The organism is Burkholderia sp. CCA53, from assembly GCF_001685525.1.
In the GTDB taxonomy this organism is placed as follows: Bacteria; Pseudomonadota; Gammaproteobacteria; order Burkholderiales; family Burkholderiaceae; genus Burkholderia; species Burkholderia multivorans.
This window is the reverse complement of the sequence record NZ_BDDJ01000001.1, coordinates 1,247,598-1,263,531: the sequence shown is the minus strand read 5'-3', so window position 1 is coordinate 1,263,531 and position 15,934 is coordinate 1,247,598. Positions and strand designations below refer to the sequence as shown.

The window sequence follows — 15,934 nt, the reverse complement described above, 5'->3', positions numbered from 1 at the left end:
GTGCCGTGACATTGCCTGCTATTTGGCCACAAACTTAGCGTTCCGCAATAAACGGAAGGGGAAATGAAAACATCGAAAGTTATCCGTGAAATCGCAAACGAAATAGAAAATGTTTTTCGCAACAATGAGTTGGCAGAGCCCAATCCTCTCGCTTTGGCTCAGCTCGAGGTACTGCATAGCCGCATGCGTCTTCACTGCGGCTACTGCTTTGAACGAACGACAAAAATTATTTCCCTCGCCAACGACTTCTACAGTGTGCGCAAGCATCAGTTGCATCCCGGGGGAGCCGACGGCGTGCTGCGCGATGTTTGCGTAAACCTCGAAGAGATGCGTGCCTGGGCAAGCTTGTGGGAGAAGAACGGCAAATAACGACTTGGGGCGTCACTCGCCGACCGCCTCTCTTCCAGAGCGCTTACGCCACGCCTTCATCATCAGCAGTCGCACTCGGCACCGACGGCGCAACATACGGCGCCGGCTCCTTCGGCCACACCACATTCGGGAACGTTTCGCGATTCAGCGTATGCGTGAGCCGATCGGCATACGCAGACCATGCGCGATAGTTGTACTGCTCTTCGTCCGACAGCTCGCCTGCCGCATACGCGTCGGCTTTCCCGTCGATAAAGCTCTTTGCCTTCGCCATTCGCGCCTCGAATTCCGCAAGCGCCGGTTCGCACGCGACTTCGAAGGGGACCGGATCGTCGGGCCAATGCACGGTGTCGGGGAAGCCGTCCGACTGAATCGCGCGCACCAGATCGAGTTGATAGGCCGACCATGCGCGGAAGTAATACACCTCCTCCATCGACAACAGCCCTGCCGCATACGCGTCCGCCTTGCCGGCGTTCATCTGACGCGCGCGCGCCATACGTGATTCGAACTCGACCATCGCTGCTTCCCGTGCTCGTTGAGCCACGAGCGCGGGATCGAGGACCCAGCCGCCGTCGCGCCACACGTGCTCCGGCGACGGACGTGGAATTTCGGTGAGCCCCTGTGCTTCGGGCGTCGTGCCGGCCGCGAGGATTTCGGCCGGCTCGCCGGTGTCCTGTCGATACAGAACCTGTCCGCGGTGATCAGGCAGGAGCGTCCATGCACCGTTACGGTAAAACGGCCAGGTGCGCGGCGTGCGCTCCGGCAGTGGATCGAGCGTACTGAACGCTGGCACGAGCCAGCGATTCGGGTTCTTCGGATCCACGTCGGCGAGATGGCTGGAAATGTACTGTCCGGTTTCGGCGTCGTATTGATGGATGAGCATAGGTGTCGTTTCAGTAAGCGCGAATCATGGCGAGCATGGCGATGTTCCGGGGACGGGCCTCGTTGCCGCCGTCCCCGTTCACGGTAATGGCATGCGCGTGTGCGCCGGCGCCGCCGATCCCGACGTTATGGCTGTGCGTGCCGGAGCCTTCGGTATTGAACTCGTGTGCGTGATCGCCGGACCACGCGATGTCGGCCGAATCGCCTGCACCGACCGCCTGCTCGGAGCCGCTACCGGCCTGGTCGGAACCGGTTAGCGACCCACCGTAAGGCGGCCGCAGTAAGCGGCTGAAAATCCCGTTGTTGTGATTGTGTCCGCCGCCGCCGCCGGTCCAGCCGTGGTGACCATGCCAGCCTTGCGCGTCCGTCCAGGCGCCGTGCGTATGGTCGCCGACGGCTGCCGACGATGCCCCGTGCGCATGCCATGCGTTCTGGAAGCTCTGGAAAGTGCCAATCCCGCGCGCAGAATCCGCGCCGCGGCCGTCGTCCCAGCAGCGCAAGAATTCGCCGCGCAGCTCCGGCAGACGGAACGTCGTCGCGCCGTCGCCCGTCGAGAAACATCCCCAATTGTTCTGCCCCCACGCCGACTCGGCGACGAGCGCGCCGCTCGCCTGTGCGTACGCCCACAGCGCGGGATAGTCGCTGCGGTTGACGAGCGCGCCGTTCAATTTCAGAAAGCCGGCGCGCACGCTGGTGCGCGGCTCGAACACGATCGTGCCGATGCCGGCCGACGCGATCGCTGCGACAACCCATTCGGTCGTTGGCACGCGCTTCGATGCGTCGCCCGATGGAGGCGTTTGAGCCGTGATGAGGCCGCCGACGTCGAGCGTGCCGCGAAAGCCGGTATTGCCGGTACGCGTATCGAACCAGTGCGAAAATTCCGTTCGCGGTACGGGCATGCCGTCGATCGTTGGCGCGAACCCGATGCCATACCACGAACGCAACGCGACGTTGGTCGTCGAGGCGGATGCGCCATCACCATTGCCGGCGCCGAGAATCGCGCCGGTTCCGCCCGGTGCCGACGCGAGATGCACGACGTCCCGTGTGCTGACGCGGCCCGTGAAGTCTGCGCCCGAAAGATTGGCCTTCGCGTCGAGCCGTGGCTTGAGCGTAGCCGGCGTCACGGCGCGCGTCGCGTCAGTGCCTGCGGCGACCTCTTCCGTCGTCGCGAGCTCGACGACGCCCTTGCGGTCCATCGTCGCCGGTGGGTTCAGGAACGTGGCGGGGCCGAACTGGAGCTGCGATGCGTCGATCGACTTGAATACGATGTCGCTCGCAAGCAGCATCATCGCCGCCGGAGACTTTTCCAGAATGGGCGTGTCCTGAACGTAGACGCCGAAGAGCACACCGTTGTCGAGGTACAGACCGTACGCGAACAGCGAATACTGATCGTCGGTGTCGTCCTGGATGACGACATGCACTGTATCGGGCGCGACGTTTTCGCCGCCGAACGTGGTCACGCGTTTGCGCTCGGCGGGCATGGTTTTCATGCCCTTGTCGAAGGTGAATGCCGCGGTGCCGAGACCGACTTCGGTCACGCGGCGGGCAACCGTGCCGGTATTGCCAGCTGCGACGAGCGCCGCGCGTCCGGCGTCGGTAATGTTGATGAGGTTTCCAGCCATGTTCAGGTTTCCGAGAGGGACAGCCGGCGATAGACCGCGGCGCGTGCACCCGCGCCGACGTGCTGCGTGCCGATCGCGCTGTAGCCTTGCTTGAAGATGTAGTGCGCGGTTCCCCGCTTCGCCCGATCGACTTCGGCGCGAATGTCGGCGACGTACTGCGCGGTGGCCGGCACGCCTTCACGACTGCCTACCGTCATCACGATCTCGAACGTGCCCGGCACGCCGCGCGGCGTCATCTCGAACCATTCGCGCATCACGACGTTCGCGCCGAACGACGCGCAGACGTCGCGCACGGCGTCGGCCGTGCCCTTTTTGCGGGCGATGCGAATTGCCGATTTCACACGCGCGCGCTTGACCTGCTCGGGCCATTCGTCGCGCCACGTGTCCACGCCCATGTGCCACGCGAGCCACGGCAGAAAGCGCAGCGGGATCCGGTCCGGGTCCATCAGCGTGTCGAGCTCGACCGGGATGTCGAGCAGGTCCGCATTGGCTTCGGCCAGGCGTCGCTCGAGCGCCGTCGCGTTCGGCGGCAACAGTGAACGGGTCGGTTTATTCATCGGCTACCCCGCCGTCGATCAGCTCGATACCGGTGCAGTACGGCGCCTCGTCGATCGCGATCGGCACGCCGTTGGCCGGCGTGTCGAGCAGCACCTTCTGGACGCCGGCCACGCGCATTGATGCATACAGGCCGTCCAGCGTGATCTCGGAACCAGGACGGTGCATGGCATCTGCGAACTGCTGGGCGTTCTTCCGCGACGCAGCGATCGCAACGGCGCGGTCCGGTCCGTTGAAGAAGCGCAGCGTCGCGCGGATCGCGTACGGCACGATCTTCGCGCTCTGGACAATGACCTCGTCGGCCTGCGGGCGCTTCTTTTCGAGGTTCTTCCGGACGATGTCGAGCAGTTCCTCGCTGGCGGTGCCGTCGCCTTCGCGCGATAGGATCGTGACGACCATCACGCACGGCGACGGGCTGTACGCGGTCGCCGCCTTCACACGTCCATCCGCCGCGCGTGCGTGGAACACGTACGCATCGTCGGGGCCGGCCACCGAAAAGCCGCGCGGCGCGAGCTGGATGCGCTCGCGCAGGCTGTCATCGTCCTCGTAGACCGGATCGATGCCGTTGTCCGGGTCGCCGGCCGAGATCAGCAGACGCTCGACATCGAACAGGGCGCCGAGATGCTCCAGCGTCGTGCCCTTCGCGTACGCGAGCAGCAAGCCACGCGCCTTCTCGTTCACCAGCGCGAGCAGCAGCATCTTTTCGTAGGCACCTTCCTGCAGCAGCTTGACCATCGGCTCGGATTCGAGCTCGAGCGCGGCGGCGATCTCGTCCTGCTGTTCCTTCGGGTACAGGGAAATGAGCCGGGCCTTCTTCTCGGCGAAGATAGTCTCGTAGTCCAGCTCTTCGACGATGTCCGGCGCGGGGAGCTGCGACAGGTCGATTGGCGTCGTTCTCATGCCACACCTCGACCTGCAATGCGGCCACTCGACGTCGGCAGGCGCATGGAGAACGGCGTGCCGGCGCGCGGGCCGTCGGTGCGCTCGCCATGCAGCTCGAGCACGGCACCGCCGTCGACGCCGGTGGTGGTGAAATCCACCTGATTGACCTGAATTCGCGGCTCCCAGCGTGCCAGCGCCATGACGGATGCCGCCATCACCCGCATGCGCATCAGCGGATTGACCGGCCCGTCGATCAGCGCGGGCAGGAGCGAACCGTAGTCGCGCCGCATGACGCGCGTGCCGAGCGGCGTGAACAGGATGTCCGCGGCGGATTGCTCAATGTGGGCCTGGCCGGCGATCGCGCGGCCAGTGCGTGCGTTCATGCCGATCATGCGCCACCCGCGATCGGTTTCGAGGTCTGCGCGAATTCGCCTTGCGCCTGGTGCGGGTGCTTCACGAGGCTCACGTTATTCGACTGCACGTCGACGTCTGCTGATACGACGCCGGTGAAGTGGGCGCTGCCCTCGATCTCGATCACGGCGCGCGAGCCCGTGCCGCCTCCGTTCTTACCTGTGGCGCCGGACTCGAATGTGAGTGGTCCCTTCACAAGCAACGCGCCCGTCACGGTCGTATCGTCGGCGTCGAGGGTGACAGTCTTTGCCTTGACGGTTGCGCTGTTGGTTTCGACCGTGACGCTGCCCGGCGCGACGACATGCACGGTCGCGCCGGCGGGCAGCGTGGCGGTGAGCGCGTGCGCCGCGAAGTCGTATGCGATACGTGCGCCGTCGCCGTACATGCGCACGTGTTCGTGCGGATTCGAGCTGGGCGCGTCGTGACCGTCGCAGTACACGCCAGACAGGAACAGACCGGTGGTTGGTTCACCCGACGGACACAGCAGCAGTCCGGGTTCGCCGATCGACGGTGGGTCCCACACGATGCTGTCGCCGGTGCGCTGCGCGAGCCAACGAATCCAGTCGGTTTGCAGTCCGCCCGATTCCACGCGCACGCGGCGGGCACCGTGGTCGACGTCGATCACGGTGCCCTCGCGCAACAGGCTTTCGAGTCGGCGGTTCAGGTCAGCAAAATCATCCATGCGGCAAGGATGCCGCGCGCGCGGGAGGGGGATCACGCGGAAATGGTTGTACGGAGCCGCTCCACAACGCAAAGTCAGTAGGCGCAGCCCCATTTCGACAAAAGATCGAAAGTCCAACTGGACGTTATAGCGCCACAAGTGCGACGAGCTAGCTGGCGGTCGTCGGTCGCTAGATCGACTCAGTTATGAGGTGCGACGCGCAGTCAATAAGGACAGCGCTTCTCGCAACAGCTCCACAGAGGTACTGACATTTGAATCCGGTGCGCCCACCCTACCTGTCAAGGACAGGTAAGCAAAATGAATCCCATCTGAATGCCTAGCCAGCGCCACCAAGTGAGGCCCGCTTGGGCCGCGAACACCGCCGAGCCAGTTCTGAACAGTTCGCTCACTCGCGCCGGTCCAACGGGCAAGTCGTTTTATCGTCTGCCGCGAGCCACCGAACTCTTCTTTGAGCGCCAGAGCGATCACCAAAGGATACTCAGCGCCAATATCTTCTTTTTTCGCGCGCAACTTTTTGCGTGTTGTCGGCAACATTTTTCGCGCCTCCAAAACTATATTCACTGAACGCGTGCACTGAAAAGGGGCTCGGTTCGATTCGTTCCCCTTTGACGGCCTGTGGCAAGGACTGATTTCCCGCGATTCACGGAGGCAGAGTGGAACAGGCATCACGCAACGAAGCTACGTGCGGATCTTACGTCCGAAGCCGGGCGGCAGCGTACGTACGGATGTCGACGGAGCATCAACAATACTCAACCGAGAATCAGAAAGATGTCATTCTTGCGTTTGCGGAAGACAGAAACATGGAGGTCGTTCGCATCTATGCCGATGAAGGAAAAAGCGGGCTGCGTCTTGACGGCCGTGACGCGCTGAAAGCGCTGCTGCAGGATGTAGAGTCTCGTTCGGCGGACTTCTCGGTGATCCTAGTGTATGACGTCAGCCGCTGGGGACGATTTCAAGATCCAGATGAGAGCGCTAGCTACGAAATCCGTTGCAAGCACGCGGGTGTGAAGGTGCTTTACTGCGCTGAGCAATTTGAGAATGATGGCAGCCCGGTCTCCAGCATCATCAAGAGCGTTAAGCGGACGATGGCGGGCGAATATAGTCGCGAGCTCAGTGTGAAAGTGCATGCCGGCCAGTGTCGCCTCATCCGAAACGGCTTTCGACAAGGCGGCCCGGCGGGATACGGGCTGCGTCGCGTTCGAGTGGATGAAGCAGGCAACATCAAAGGTGAGCTGAATCGCGGCGAGCACAAGGCCATTCAGACGGACCGGGTCATTTTGGCTCCCGGACCCGCCGAGGAAGTGGCGATCGTCCAGGACATCTATCGGAGGTTCGTCGAGGATGGGTGTTCTGAGTCGGAGATTGCCGTAGCACTGAATGAGGCAGGCGTTCGAACAGACCGTGGCACCCAGTGGACTAGGGGAACCGTTCACCAAATCCTGATCAACGATAAATACGTGGGCGACAACGTATGGAACCGTGTGTCGTTTAGGCTCAAGCAGGAGCGAATCCGTAATCCGCCAGCCTCATGGATTAGGGCTGACAATGCGTTTGCGCCCATAGTTGATCGAATTATGTTTCAGGCGGCTCGGCAAATAATTCTGGCGCGCTCTTATCGCCTGAGTGATAGAGACATGCTGGATGCGCTACGTAAGCTTCTGCTGCGCACTGGCTACCTTACCGGAATCATAATCGATGAAGCGCCATGTTGCCCGTCTAGTAGTGCTTATGCAAATCGCTTCGGTAGTTTGCTGCGGACATACGATCTGATCGACTATAGACCGGGTCGAGATTACAGCTATGTGGAGAGCAATCGCCGTCTCCGGGAACTTTATCCACAAATCGTTTCGCAGGCCGAGCACGCCATGATTGATGCGGGGGCCCGAATCCGAAGAGACACCGTGTCTGGTCTTTTGTGGGTCAACGAAGAGTTCAAAGTATCGCTTGCTCTGTCGCGTTGCAGACCGACCGCTGCCGGATCAAATCGATGGATCATTCGCTTCGATAATGTACTGTGCCCCGACATTACGGTTGGAGTTCGTATGGAGTTCGACGCAAGAACGATCCGCGACTATTACCTCTTGCCAGCTATCGACACGTCGCCGGAGATCATTCGATTGAACGACTACAACGACTTCGGATTTGAGGCATATAGATACGACGACCTCAGCATGCTGTGCCACTTGGCTCGCCGTGTCCCATTGAAGGGATTCAGCTATGAATGATCGAGTTGACAAGTTATATTCGGCGCTGTCGCGCAGCGACGAAATCACCTTGATTCAAATTGCGCGGCTTCGCGTACTCAACCCTCGGACACGGAACGCATATTTTTTCTCGCAACTGGTCGAGAACATAGCGTCGGTGGGGCTCAAACGGCCTATCACGGTCGCGCATGGTGGGTGCGATGCAGAGGGGGAATGGTATGAGGTGTTGTGTGGACAAGGCCGCCTGGAGGCTCTCAAGGCTCTCGGCGAGACGATGATTCCGTGCTGCATTATTGAGGCAAGTGAGATTGATCGTTACCTCATTACATTGACGGAGAATATTGCGCGAAGGCGCCATTCCAACGCCGAACTTTTGAGTGCCTTACAGACGCTGCGCGCAAAAGGTTATAGCACAGAGGAGATTGCAACAAAAACGAACTTAGACCAATCCTATATCAACGGTATTTTGCAACTACTGGAGAAGGGGGAGCAGCGGTTAATACAGGCGGTGGAGAAACGCGTTATGCCACTTTGGCTCGCGGTCGAGGTCGCACGCGCGTCGAATGATGAGGTTCAGGCCGCTATGGTCGCCGCTTACGAATCCAAAACATTGACCGGCGACCAATTGCTGCGGGTTCGCCGCCTTCTCAGCAAGCGAGAGGTCGCTGGCAAGAAGCTTCATGGTCGCCCCGCGCCGGGCGATAGACCGACTCCCCAAAAGCTACTGCGCACCTACAAGAACGAAGTACGTCGGCAAAAACTGATCGTGCAGAACGCTAACTTACAAGAGCAGAGGTTACTTCTGATCACATCGGCGTTACGGCACTTTCTGGCTGATGAGCATTTCAGGACGCTTTTGAGGGCAGAGGGCATAAATGATATCCCTGAGGCCGTTGCCTCTCGTATCCCCGCGGAGCTTATGCCATGAGCAATGTGAAACATGGGTTCGAATCTCAGGTTGTTTATATCCCGCTCAACAAAATTATCGTCGAAGATTTGCTAAAAAAAGGCGCTGTTGAATCTTCTAAATACAAAACGATACTCAGCTCCATTGCTGAGTTGGGTATCGTTGAGCCATTAGCGGTATTCCGATCCGTGCGACGGTTGGGGGATTACGATCTGCTTGACGGAAGATTGCGGCTTGAAGCACTGAAGGAACTCGGCCACGACACCGCTCCCTGCATGGTTTCGACTGATGATGAGGGCTTCACCTTTAATAGACACGTTACGCGTTTATCTGCAGTGCAGGAGCATAAGATGATTCGCGCTGCGTTGGCTAAGGGGGCGTCGGAGCAGAGGATTGCCGAAGTGCTACGAATGGATGTTCGAAATATTCGGGAGCGGGCAACCTTGCTGGACGGCGTTGCCCCGGAGGCTGCCTCGATTTTAAAGAATCGACAGGTTGCCCCGAAGGTTTTTTCAACCTTAAAGAAAATGAAGCCCTACAGGCAAATAGAGGCAGCCGAAATGATGGTCGCGGCCAATAAATTCACAGCCGCTTATGCCGAAATGATTCTGGTTGCGACGCGTACCGAGGCGCTGATGGACTCGGTGAAACCGAAGAGAAAAGACGAAATATCACCTGAAGACCTTGCGAAGATGGAAAGCGAAATGGAGAGACTTCGCCAAGATTGTCAAGCCGTCGAGGACGAGATGGGCGACACGATGCTTTCGTTGGTAGTTGCAAAAAGCTTCATGGCGCGCCTGCTTCGAAACGGCAATATCCAGGCTCACTTGCGTCGTCACCACGCCGACTTGCTTACGAGCCTGGTTTCAACGATGGACGCCATTGCGGCCGACAATCGAGTCACGGAGCGGGAGTAACGGATCCACCAACTCATGCCGTCATCTAAATACCTACCGATGGTTTGTTCTACTGCGAGAGAAAATCGAGGACGATGTCCGCGATTCGCTCGACGTCGGCGTCCGCGAGACCCAGCAGCTCGCGCGCCGGATACTGCACGATCGGCCCGTCGCGCTGCACCCGATCGCGCAGGCCCTCCTGATGCACGCGTGCGATGCGCTCGACGTCGCGCGTGAAATGCAGCACCGATGCATCGGCGCTCGAGGCGGTTTTCAGGAAGCGGGCAGTGCGCAGCTTGGAGAACATCGCGCGCCGGATGCGGCCCTTCTTGCGCCGCGCCTGCGGCTTGCGCGGTGCGTATCTGCTGCCGTCCGGGTTGCGGGCTTCTGCGATGCGTCGCGACTGGCGCCGGCGCAGTTCGGCCGCGAGTTCCTTCGCTAGGCGCGCACGCTGCGCACTCGTGAGCTGGCCCAGTAGGCCGGACGCCCATTCCTCAGCGCGCGAGAGACGATCGGCCATCACGTTCCCGCGATCGGCGGCTCGCCAAAGTGGCGGATCTCGAATCCGTCCGGCCGCTCGGCGACACCGACGCGCTCCGTCAGCTTCAGCAGGATTTCGACATCGGACTTCCCATTGTCGAGCAACTCGGCCTGGAACTTGAACCCATCGCGGCAGAGGTCGCGGTTCAGCAGCAGCTCGGGCTGGTGAACCTTCAGCCACGCGATGATCGGCACCATCAGCTGATCCGAATGTCCGGCGTAATCCGTCACGATGATGTCAAGAGTGTACGCATACTCGAACGACAGCGAATTCGCTGCGGTGACGGCAATCGACCCGTGTTCGATGAAGATGTGCAGCCGGTCCGGATCGCGCGCGAACTCGGGCAGGGCGGCCGTCAGCGCTGCGCGCAGGCTGTTCGGTTTGTTCACGGCGCCTCCTTCTCGATGTCACGCACGCGTGCCTGCAGGGCGATCAGCTGTTCGGCGTTTTCGTGGCAGGTGGTGTAGTTATCGGCGACGGTCGCGGCGACGGCAGAGAGTGCAACGCCCGTGGCGGCCGCATCAGTGCTTCCGGGATGTCCCAGCGGCACATTGGCGGCGGCCGCGTCGTGCACGCGCACAAACCCGAGAGGAACAACACAGGCGCGATCAGCTTCGCGATCCACATAAACGGGTACCTCTTTGATGATGGTGTCGCCCTTTTCGCGGACAACGCGGACACGGTCGACGTACTGCGTAACGATCTTCACGTCGCGACGCGCCGCGTCGCGCTCGGCTGTCCGTTCGCGCACGTCGCGCGCGAGATCGTCGGCGTGCTGGCCGGCGCTGACCAGGAGCGCATGCTGGATCGCGATGACGACGGCCGCGGCGAGCGCGATCGCGCCGGCGACGAGAATGCGAGCGCCGCCGGTCATGCGACTGCCCGGCTGTAGCGCTCGAAGGCCCGTTCGAGCTTCACGTCGTACAGGTGATCCGCGTAATCGCGGCCGTTGTACAGCTCGGCGAACTTCGCCCATTTCCGGCCGCGCAGAGCGGCGAGCAGCGCCTTGTCAGCGAGGATGAAGCGCACGAACGCCTCGAGGTGCTCGGCTTCGCTTACCTTCATCGCTTCGACGAACGCGAATACGTCCGGATAGCCGAGCAGGTTCCAGTGAAAGCCCATGATTTGGAACCCGCCCCAGCTCGCCGCTTCGAGTGCGCATGCGGCGGAAATTTGCGACGCGGTCGCCAGGCGCGCGTATTCCGCCGTGCCGCCGGCGTAGCCACCGGGCTTCGAGTTGACGACGCCCGGATACTTTGCCGCGAGCGCGTCGGCGTCCAGGCCGGCGGCCGCGAGCTGCCGATACATGATGTGCCGCTCGAACAGGATCACAGGACGGCCGTCCGGCAGAAAGCCGGCGCCGCGCGATTCGACTTCGTTGACTGCGCGCACAGCCGCGAGATCGACCTGCAGCCGATCGGCCGCGCGCTGCAGATCCGCATCAGTCAGGTGCCGCGGATCGCGCCGGCCGGCTGCCAGTGCCGCCCACGTCTTCGGGCCGGTGATGCCGTCGGCGACCAGGCCGTGCGACGCCTGGAATGCCACCACGGCGACGCGCGTCGCGCTGCCGTAGATTGCGTCGGTGTTGATGCGCGCGCCGGCCGCGATGAGCTGGCGCTGCAGGTAGGCAACGTCGGCGCCGCGGTCGCCTAGGCGCAGGGTTTTATACATGGCGCCCCCACGGTTTGAACTGCAGCACACGCGCGATCAGCGAGTCGCGCGGATTGCCGCGGTGGAACAGCTCGACGACGTTGCCGCGCACGCCGTACACGGCCAGGCACAAGACGCCGACGAGGACGGTGTCAGCCACATTTGCCGGCGGCAGCATGCCGAACGCGGCGCGAATGGGCGCGGCGCCGGCGGCAACCGCGAGTGCGTAGGCGAGACACGACGCGAGCGGTCGGTGGGCGCTCGTGCCGCGGCGAAAAATCACCAGGCGCAGCGCGAGCGCGGCGCACAACAGCACGTAGACGGCCGTGAGCATCACTTTTCCCTCCCCTTGAACACGTTCAGCAACCGGTCGGGCGCGTCAGCCTGCGCGATGAGCCACAGCAGCAATTTCACGACGAGCGCCGAGGAGATCAGCGCGCCGATGCCGGCGTGGACGTCGATGCGCGCGGGCAGCACGGCGTGGAGACCGGCTGCGAACAGGTCTGCGGTCAGGCACCCCGCCACGAACGAGATCACGAAGAACGCGACGCGTTTCGGGATCGACGGGTCGGCCGCGGTCATCACGAACAGCAGCGAGCCGGCGAAGGCACCCATGACGACATTGGCGTCGACGCCGGGAAACAGCGACAGCGTCGCGACACCGAGCGCCGCGGTCGTCGCGGACGACGTGGAAATAGGTTCAGCCATTCTCAGTCCCATAACTGGAGCCGCTCGGCGCCCGATTGCGCCGCTTGCGGTGGTTCGTCGGGCAGCTCGACGAGCAGCCCGTGAGGCAGGATCGGGCCGTACTGCGCGAGATCCCGGTTCAGCTCGAGCACCGCCTCGACGACACCGCGCGTGCGGCCGAGCACGCGCCAGCACAGTGCGTCGACGGTTTCGCCCTGGAGCGCGCGCACCCACATCAGGACAGCTCCTGACCATCCGCACCGTAATGGGCGACGAGCCGCGGTTTCAATGACGCCAGCTGACGCGCGCGTACTGCGGCCCGCACCATCAACGACGCAGTGTCGAGGTCGGAGCACAGAGCGATTTCGCGCCAGAAGAGTCCCGCGATGCGGCGCTGAACTTGAAACGGTGCCGCGACGTGTCGGCCATCAATGACGCGGTCCTGCGGCAGGCGACGGATTCGGTACGTTGCTTGCATCAGATGAGCTCCACGGTCACGCGCGGCCGGCCGACGATGTCGCTGATCGCCCAGCGCGCATCGCGGCGTAGTTCGTCGCTCTGAGGCTCCAGGTCGTCGGCGCGGCGTGCGCCGTCGCCGGTCGTGTCGTAATCGCGGTACCGCTCGATGAGGGTCGCCTTCGCGAGGCAGTACACGGCGCGCCGGTAGTGCTGCAGCAGCACGCTTTCGCCGTCGAGCTGGTCGGCCGGTACATCGGCGAGCCGCACGAAGCCGGCATCGCGCCACGCCGCGCGCGCCGCGCGCAATTCGTCATTGACGCTGGCGATTGCCGCGAGCAGCTCGTGCCGCAAACGGGCATCGGTCACAGATCCGTCGAGGCGCATCGTGTCGCGTGCGTGTTCGAGTGACACGGCCGGGTAGAACGCGTCGTTCGCAATCGGCGGCGCCGCCGTTTGCGGCGACTGCGCCAGCGGCGGGGTCGAGACAAAGGACATGGTCGTGTTCGTCACGTTGAAAATATGAGGCGGTGGACGGGGCTTTCGCGCGCGCAGCGCCGGCTACGGCCCCGTGCCGCCTGGTGCGCGGGGTACGCTCGGTGTCAGCCATCGGGGCCGCGCTGGCCCCCGCTGGCAGAGTTTTTCAGCTCGCGCTCGAGCCGCTCGATGTCTTTCTTCACGCCGACGTTCGCGAAGAGCTGCAGCGCGCGGCGCAGGTGGTCAAGGGCACGCGACGGCTCGGCGGCGGTGAGCCCGTAGCCGATTGCTTTGTGCAGCTTCGCGCGCACTTCATCGGGCATGTCGGCGCCCGTCGTCAGCTGCTCGATTTCGAGCAGCGGCTCGACCTGGATCGGCTCGCCTGCGCGATGCGCGCGCAGCGCGGCCTCGGCGAATTCCTCGACGAGTAGGCACGGTGTGCTGCGCTTGTACTGGTCCGGAAGCGGCAGCCCGTGCCGCAGCGCGTACGAGCCGATCTCCAGCGCACCGCGGAAGTCGCCGACGTCGACGCGCCAGATCATGACCGTCATCAGCACGTCGTCCGGCACGCCCGCGGCGCCGTCCAGGACGCCGGCGACCCACGCGTCGTACGCCGGCAGGAACTGCCGTTTCAGGTCGGCCTTGCGCTCGAGCGACTCGACGGCCTTCAGCGCGCGGCGGTGCTCGTCGAGCTGCGCTAGCATCAGCGTGTACGCCGAGTCGTCGCGCAGCCCGCCGACGCTCGCCGGCGTGCCGCGCGCGGCCTTGGCCGCGACGGTGCGCTGGAAGTGTTGGCGGAACGGGTTCGTCATGCGCCACCCGCCGGTGCGTCCGGCGCCGGATCGGTGTCGACGAAGCGGATGTCCTCGACCACGCAGCCCGCGCCGAATTCCTCGATCACGTACGCATCGTTTGAGCTTTCGAAGTTCTCGATGCGATCGCGCTTCGGGTTGTCGATCAGCGCGCGACGGCGCGCACCGATTTGCCAGTACAGCGACAGGTTGTCCAGGCGCGTGATCATCAGCGCGCGCGGGGGGAAGTACGGCACGCGCACGGCCGGCAGATTGCCGATGCGCTTCTGCGCCGTGATGACGTCCGCGGCGAGCGCTTCGGTCGGCGGCTGATCCTTGTTCACGACCGGGAAATACTTGTCCTGCAGCAGCTCGCGGCCGCAGATCACGACGAGATTCGGATCCTCGACGTACCACGGCTCGAGCAGTTCGTTGTTCGCGAGCGTGACGACGGCATCGAGATTCTTGAACCGCTCGTCCTTGCCGATCTTCACGCCCGAGAACACGCGTTCCTTCGCGTTGTTGCGGTATTGCTGCAGCCAGCCGATGTTCACGTCCTGCAACAGCGGGTTCGCCGCGAGATCGGTGTCGGCTGCCGCGCGCACGCCATTCCAGCCGATCATGATCCGATCAAGCGCCGCGCGTCGAATGATCGCGTCGCGCAGACGAGCCTGAAAGTCCGGGAACTTCGCCCAGGCGTCGAGGCGCTGATACGTGATGTGCGTATCGTAGTTCGTCTTCTCGGCGCGATAGCGTTGGCTGTCGAGCGTCGCGATGTCGCGCGTTTCGCGCTCACGCTTGCTCGTGTCGGTGCGGCTCGCGGACGGCCCCGAAACGCCGAGACCGACCTTCTCGCCTTCCATCTCGGTCACGCCGATCACGTTGATGCTGTTCAGGAAGGCGCTCGATTCCTGCGTCTTCGTTTCGAGCGTCTGCTGCACGGTCGGATCGACCGAAAACTTCACAGTCGCATCGCTGATGCCATTCAGTTCCTGAATGCGCTCGACGAAGCGGGTATAGAGCTCGCGGGTATCGTTCCGCATGGATTCTCCGTTTTACGAAAATGGGTGGCGAGATCGATCAGCAGTCGGTCAGCACGGCGTTGTCGCCGCCCGTCGACGTCGGCCGTTGCTGGCGGTCGCTGTCGGTGCGCGAGAGCTTCTGCACCAGATCGGAATGGCGCGCTTCAGCGTCTTTCAGCGCGCGTTTCACGTCGGCCAGCTCGCCGCTGAACCGCTCGACCTGATCGAGCACCTGGCTCTGGCTTTCGGCGACCGCCACGACCGACTGCGACAGATCGGAGAAGCGCTGATCGTCGGACGCTTCCTTGAGATTGAGCAGGCTGCGGACCTTGGAGAACAGCGAACGCGCGGCATCGCTCGTGCGCGTCGGGGCTTCGTCCTCGAGCTCGATGTCGGCTTCGACCGCGGCGCTGAAGAGGTTTTCCGGGCGCAGCTTGCGCGTGTCGAACGCACGGTTCTTCGCGCTGAAAGCGAGCATCTCCGTGCCGAGGCTCGCCGGGTTGTCCGTGACGGCCAGACCGACCAGATATGCCTCGCCGGTGCCCGCGAAGTCGGGGTCGACCTCCATCGACGTGTAGACCTTCTGCCGCTGCTCGGTGGTCATCGCGATCAGATCCTTGGTCGGCGAGAGCTGCGCGAGCAGACGCATCTTGCCGTCCTGCTCTTCGGCCTTCAGCGCAATCACGTCGCCATACGAGCGAAACGCGCCATCGGGATAAAGCCCGCGAATGTGTTCCATGTTGATGCGCGCGCCGTACACCGCGGGATCGTACGAGCGGGCCATTTGTTCGAGCATCGCGCGATCGATCGTGCGACCGTCCGTGGTCGCGCCTTCGGTCGCGATCCGGAAAAACTTCGTCTTCTTCGTGTCCTGTGCCATGTGCGAAACCTCTGAGAGGGCAG

General features: G+C 62.8%; 23 protein-coding genes. 4 read left to right on the top strand and 19 right to left on the bottom strand.

What is annotated here, in order from left to right:
* Positions 1 to 63: 63 nt before the first annotated feature.
* Entirely contained in the window at positions 64 to 369 is a 306-nt protein-coding gene (locus BCR55_RS33355; RefSeq protein ID WP_227747583.1) for a hypothetical protein, read from the top strand.
* Positions 370 to 412: 43 nt separating this feature from the next.
* On the opposite strand, the gene BCR55_RS05805 is transcribed toward BCR55_RS33355, so the two are convergent.
* From BCR55_RS05805 to BCR55_RS30255, 7 genes are all read right to left on the bottom strand, one after another.
* Entirely contained in the window at positions 413 to 1,249 is an 837-nt protein-coding gene (locus BCR55_RS05805) for a tail fiber assembly protein (protein ID WP_006416672.1), read from the bottom strand.
* A 10-nt stretch (positions 1,250 to 1,259) separates the two neighbouring features.
* A complete protein-coding gene (locus BCR55_RS05800) occupies positions 1,260 to 2,870 on the bottom strand; it encodes a phage tail protein (protein ID WP_006416637.1) in 1,611 nt (536 codons plus the stop codon).
* Positions 2,871 to 2,872: 2 nt separating this feature from the next.
* Positions 2,873 to 3,427 (bottom strand): phage tail protein I, encoded by a 555-nt coding sequence (locus tag BCR55_RS05795; protein WP_006416657.1) that lies wholly within the window; start codon positions 3,425 to 3,427, stop codon positions 2,873 to 2,875.
* Positions 3,420 to 4,325: a baseplate J/gp47 family protein gene (locus tag BCR55_RS05790; RefSeq protein WP_065494323.1), complete on the bottom strand. Its 906-nt coding sequence runs from the start codon at positions 4,323 to 4,325 to the stop codon at positions 3,420 to 3,422. Before BCR55_RS05790 ends, BCR55_RS05795 begins: the two co-directional genes overlap by 8 nt.
* On the bottom strand, positions 4,322 to 4,699 hold the full coding sequence (locus BCR55_RS05785; protein ID WP_039220618.1) for a GPW/gp25 family protein: 378 nt from the start codon (positions 4,697 to 4,699) through the stop codon (positions 4,322 to 4,324). Before BCR55_RS05785 ends, BCR55_RS05790 begins: the two co-directional genes overlap by 4 nt.
* A complete protein-coding gene (locus BCR55_RS05780; RefSeq protein WP_065494322.1) occupies positions 4,696 to 5,400 on the bottom strand; it encodes a phage baseplate assembly protein V in 705 nt (234 codons plus the stop codon). The genes BCR55_RS05785 and BCR55_RS05780 overlap by 4 nt, the downstream gene beginning before the upstream one ends.
* A gap of 183 nt (positions 5,401 to 5,583) precedes the next feature.
* On the bottom strand, positions 5,584 to 5,934 hold the full coding sequence (locus BCR55_RS30255) for a hypothetical protein (RefSeq protein WP_081073199.1): 351 nt from the start codon (positions 5,932 to 5,934) through the stop codon (positions 5,584 to 5,586).
* 119 nt (positions 5,935 to 6,053) lie between these two features.
* On the opposite strand from BCR55_RS30255, the gene BCR55_RS05775 reads away from it, so the two are divergent.
* From BCR55_RS05775 to BCR55_RS05765, 3 genes are read left to right on the top strand one after another with little or no spacing between them, the layout of a single operon-like run.
* The gene (locus BCR55_RS05775) at positions 6,054 to 7,625 is read left to right on the top strand and encodes a recombinase family protein (protein ID WP_302622062.1); all 1,572 of its coding nucleotides are present in this window, start codon (positions 6,054 to 6,056) and stop codon (positions 7,623 to 7,625) included.
* Complete coding sequence (locus BCR55_RS05770; RefSeq protein ID WP_065494320.1) at positions 7,618 to 8,532, top strand: ParB/RepB/Spo0J family partition protein; 915 nt, start codon at positions 7,618 to 7,620, stop codon at positions 8,530 to 8,532. The genes BCR55_RS05775 and BCR55_RS05770 overlap by 8 nt, the downstream gene beginning before the upstream one ends.
* Positions 8,529 to 9,428, top strand: a complete 900-nt coding sequence (locus BCR55_RS05765) for a plasmid partitioning protein RepB C-terminal domain-containing protein (protein WP_065494319.1) — start codon at positions 8,529 to 8,531, stop codon at positions 9,426 to 9,428. Before BCR55_RS05770 ends, BCR55_RS05765 begins: the two co-directional genes overlap by 4 nt.
* Before the next feature lie 49 nt (positions 9,429 to 9,477).
* Here BCR55_RS05765 and BCR55_RS05760 read toward each other — a convergent pair whose 3' ends face one another.
* The 12 genes from BCR55_RS05760 to BCR55_RS05705 form a co-directional block, all read right to left on the bottom strand.
* Positions 9,478 to 9,927 carry a phage virion morphogenesis protein gene (locus tag BCR55_RS05760; protein ID WP_065494318.1) on the bottom strand — a complete coding sequence of 150 codons (450 nt, stop codon included), beginning with the start codon at positions 9,925 to 9,927 and terminating at the stop codon, positions 9,478 to 9,480.
* The gene (locus BCR55_RS05755; protein ID WP_065494317.1) at positions 9,927 to 10,337 is read right to left on the bottom strand and encodes a phage tail protein; all 411 of its coding nucleotides are present in this window, start codon (positions 10,335 to 10,337) and stop codon (positions 9,927 to 9,929) included. Before BCR55_RS05755 ends, BCR55_RS05760 begins: the two co-directional genes overlap by 1 nt.
* Positions 10,334 to 10,822 (bottom strand): hypothetical protein, encoded by a 489-nt coding sequence (locus tag BCR55_RS05750; protein WP_065494316.1) that lies wholly within the window; start codon positions 10,820 to 10,822, stop codon positions 10,334 to 10,336. Before BCR55_RS05750 ends, BCR55_RS05755 begins: the two co-directional genes overlap by 4 nt.
* Positions 10,819 to 11,619 (bottom strand): N-acetylmuramidase domain-containing protein, encoded by an 801-nt coding sequence (locus BCR55_RS05745; protein WP_065494315.1) that lies wholly within the window; start codon positions 11,617 to 11,619, stop codon positions 10,819 to 10,821. Before BCR55_RS05745 ends, BCR55_RS05750 begins: the two co-directional genes overlap by 4 nt.
* Complete coding sequence (locus BCR55_RS05740; RefSeq protein WP_006401820.1) at positions 11,612 to 11,932, bottom strand: phage holin family protein; 321 nt, start codon at positions 11,930 to 11,932, stop codon at positions 11,612 to 11,614. The genes BCR55_RS05745 and BCR55_RS05740 overlap by 8 nt, the downstream gene beginning before the upstream one ends.
* The gene (locus BCR55_RS05735; RefSeq protein WP_065494314.1) at positions 11,932 to 12,306 is read right to left on the bottom strand and encodes a putative holin; all 375 of its coding nucleotides are present in this window, start codon (positions 12,304 to 12,306) and stop codon (positions 11,932 to 11,934) included. Before BCR55_RS05735 ends, BCR55_RS05740 begins: the two co-directional genes overlap by 1 nt.
* 2 nt (positions 12,307 to 12,308) lie before the next feature.
* The gene (locus BCR55_RS05730; RefSeq protein WP_006401822.1) at positions 12,309 to 12,521 is read right to left on the bottom strand and encodes a tail protein X; all 213 of its coding nucleotides are present in this window, start codon (positions 12,519 to 12,521) and stop codon (positions 12,309 to 12,311) included.
* The gene (locus BCR55_RS05725; protein WP_065494313.1) at positions 12,521 to 12,763 is read right to left on the bottom strand and encodes a hypothetical protein; all 243 of its coding nucleotides are present in this window, start codon (positions 12,761 to 12,763) and stop codon (positions 12,521 to 12,523) included. Before BCR55_RS05725 ends, BCR55_RS05730 begins: the two co-directional genes overlap by 1 nt.
* Entirely contained in the window at positions 12,763 to 13,239 is a 477-nt protein-coding gene (locus BCR55_RS05720; protein ID WP_065494312.1) for a head completion/stabilization protein, read from the bottom strand. The genes BCR55_RS05725 and BCR55_RS05720 overlap by 1 nt, the downstream gene beginning before the upstream one ends.
* Before the next feature lie 104 nt (positions 13,240 to 13,343).
* Entirely contained in the window at positions 13,344 to 14,030 is a 687-nt protein-coding gene (locus tag BCR55_RS05715; RefSeq protein ID WP_065494311.1) for a terminase endonuclease subunit, read from the bottom strand.
* Positions 14,027 to 15,052: a phage major capsid protein, P2 family gene (locus BCR55_RS05710; RefSeq protein WP_065494310.1), complete on the bottom strand. Its 1,026-nt coding sequence runs from the start codon at positions 15,050 to 15,052 to the stop codon at positions 14,027 to 14,029. Before BCR55_RS05710 ends, BCR55_RS05715 begins: the two co-directional genes overlap by 4 nt.
* A 37-nt stretch (positions 15,053 to 15,089) precedes the next feature.
* Positions 15,090 to 15,911 carry a GPO family capsid scaffolding protein gene (locus BCR55_RS05705; protein ID WP_053297830.1) on the bottom strand — a complete coding sequence of 274 codons (822 nt, stop codon included), beginning with the start codon at positions 15,909 to 15,911 and terminating at the stop codon, positions 15,090 to 15,092.
* Between the last annotated feature and the right edge of the window lie 23 nt (positions 15,912 to 15,934).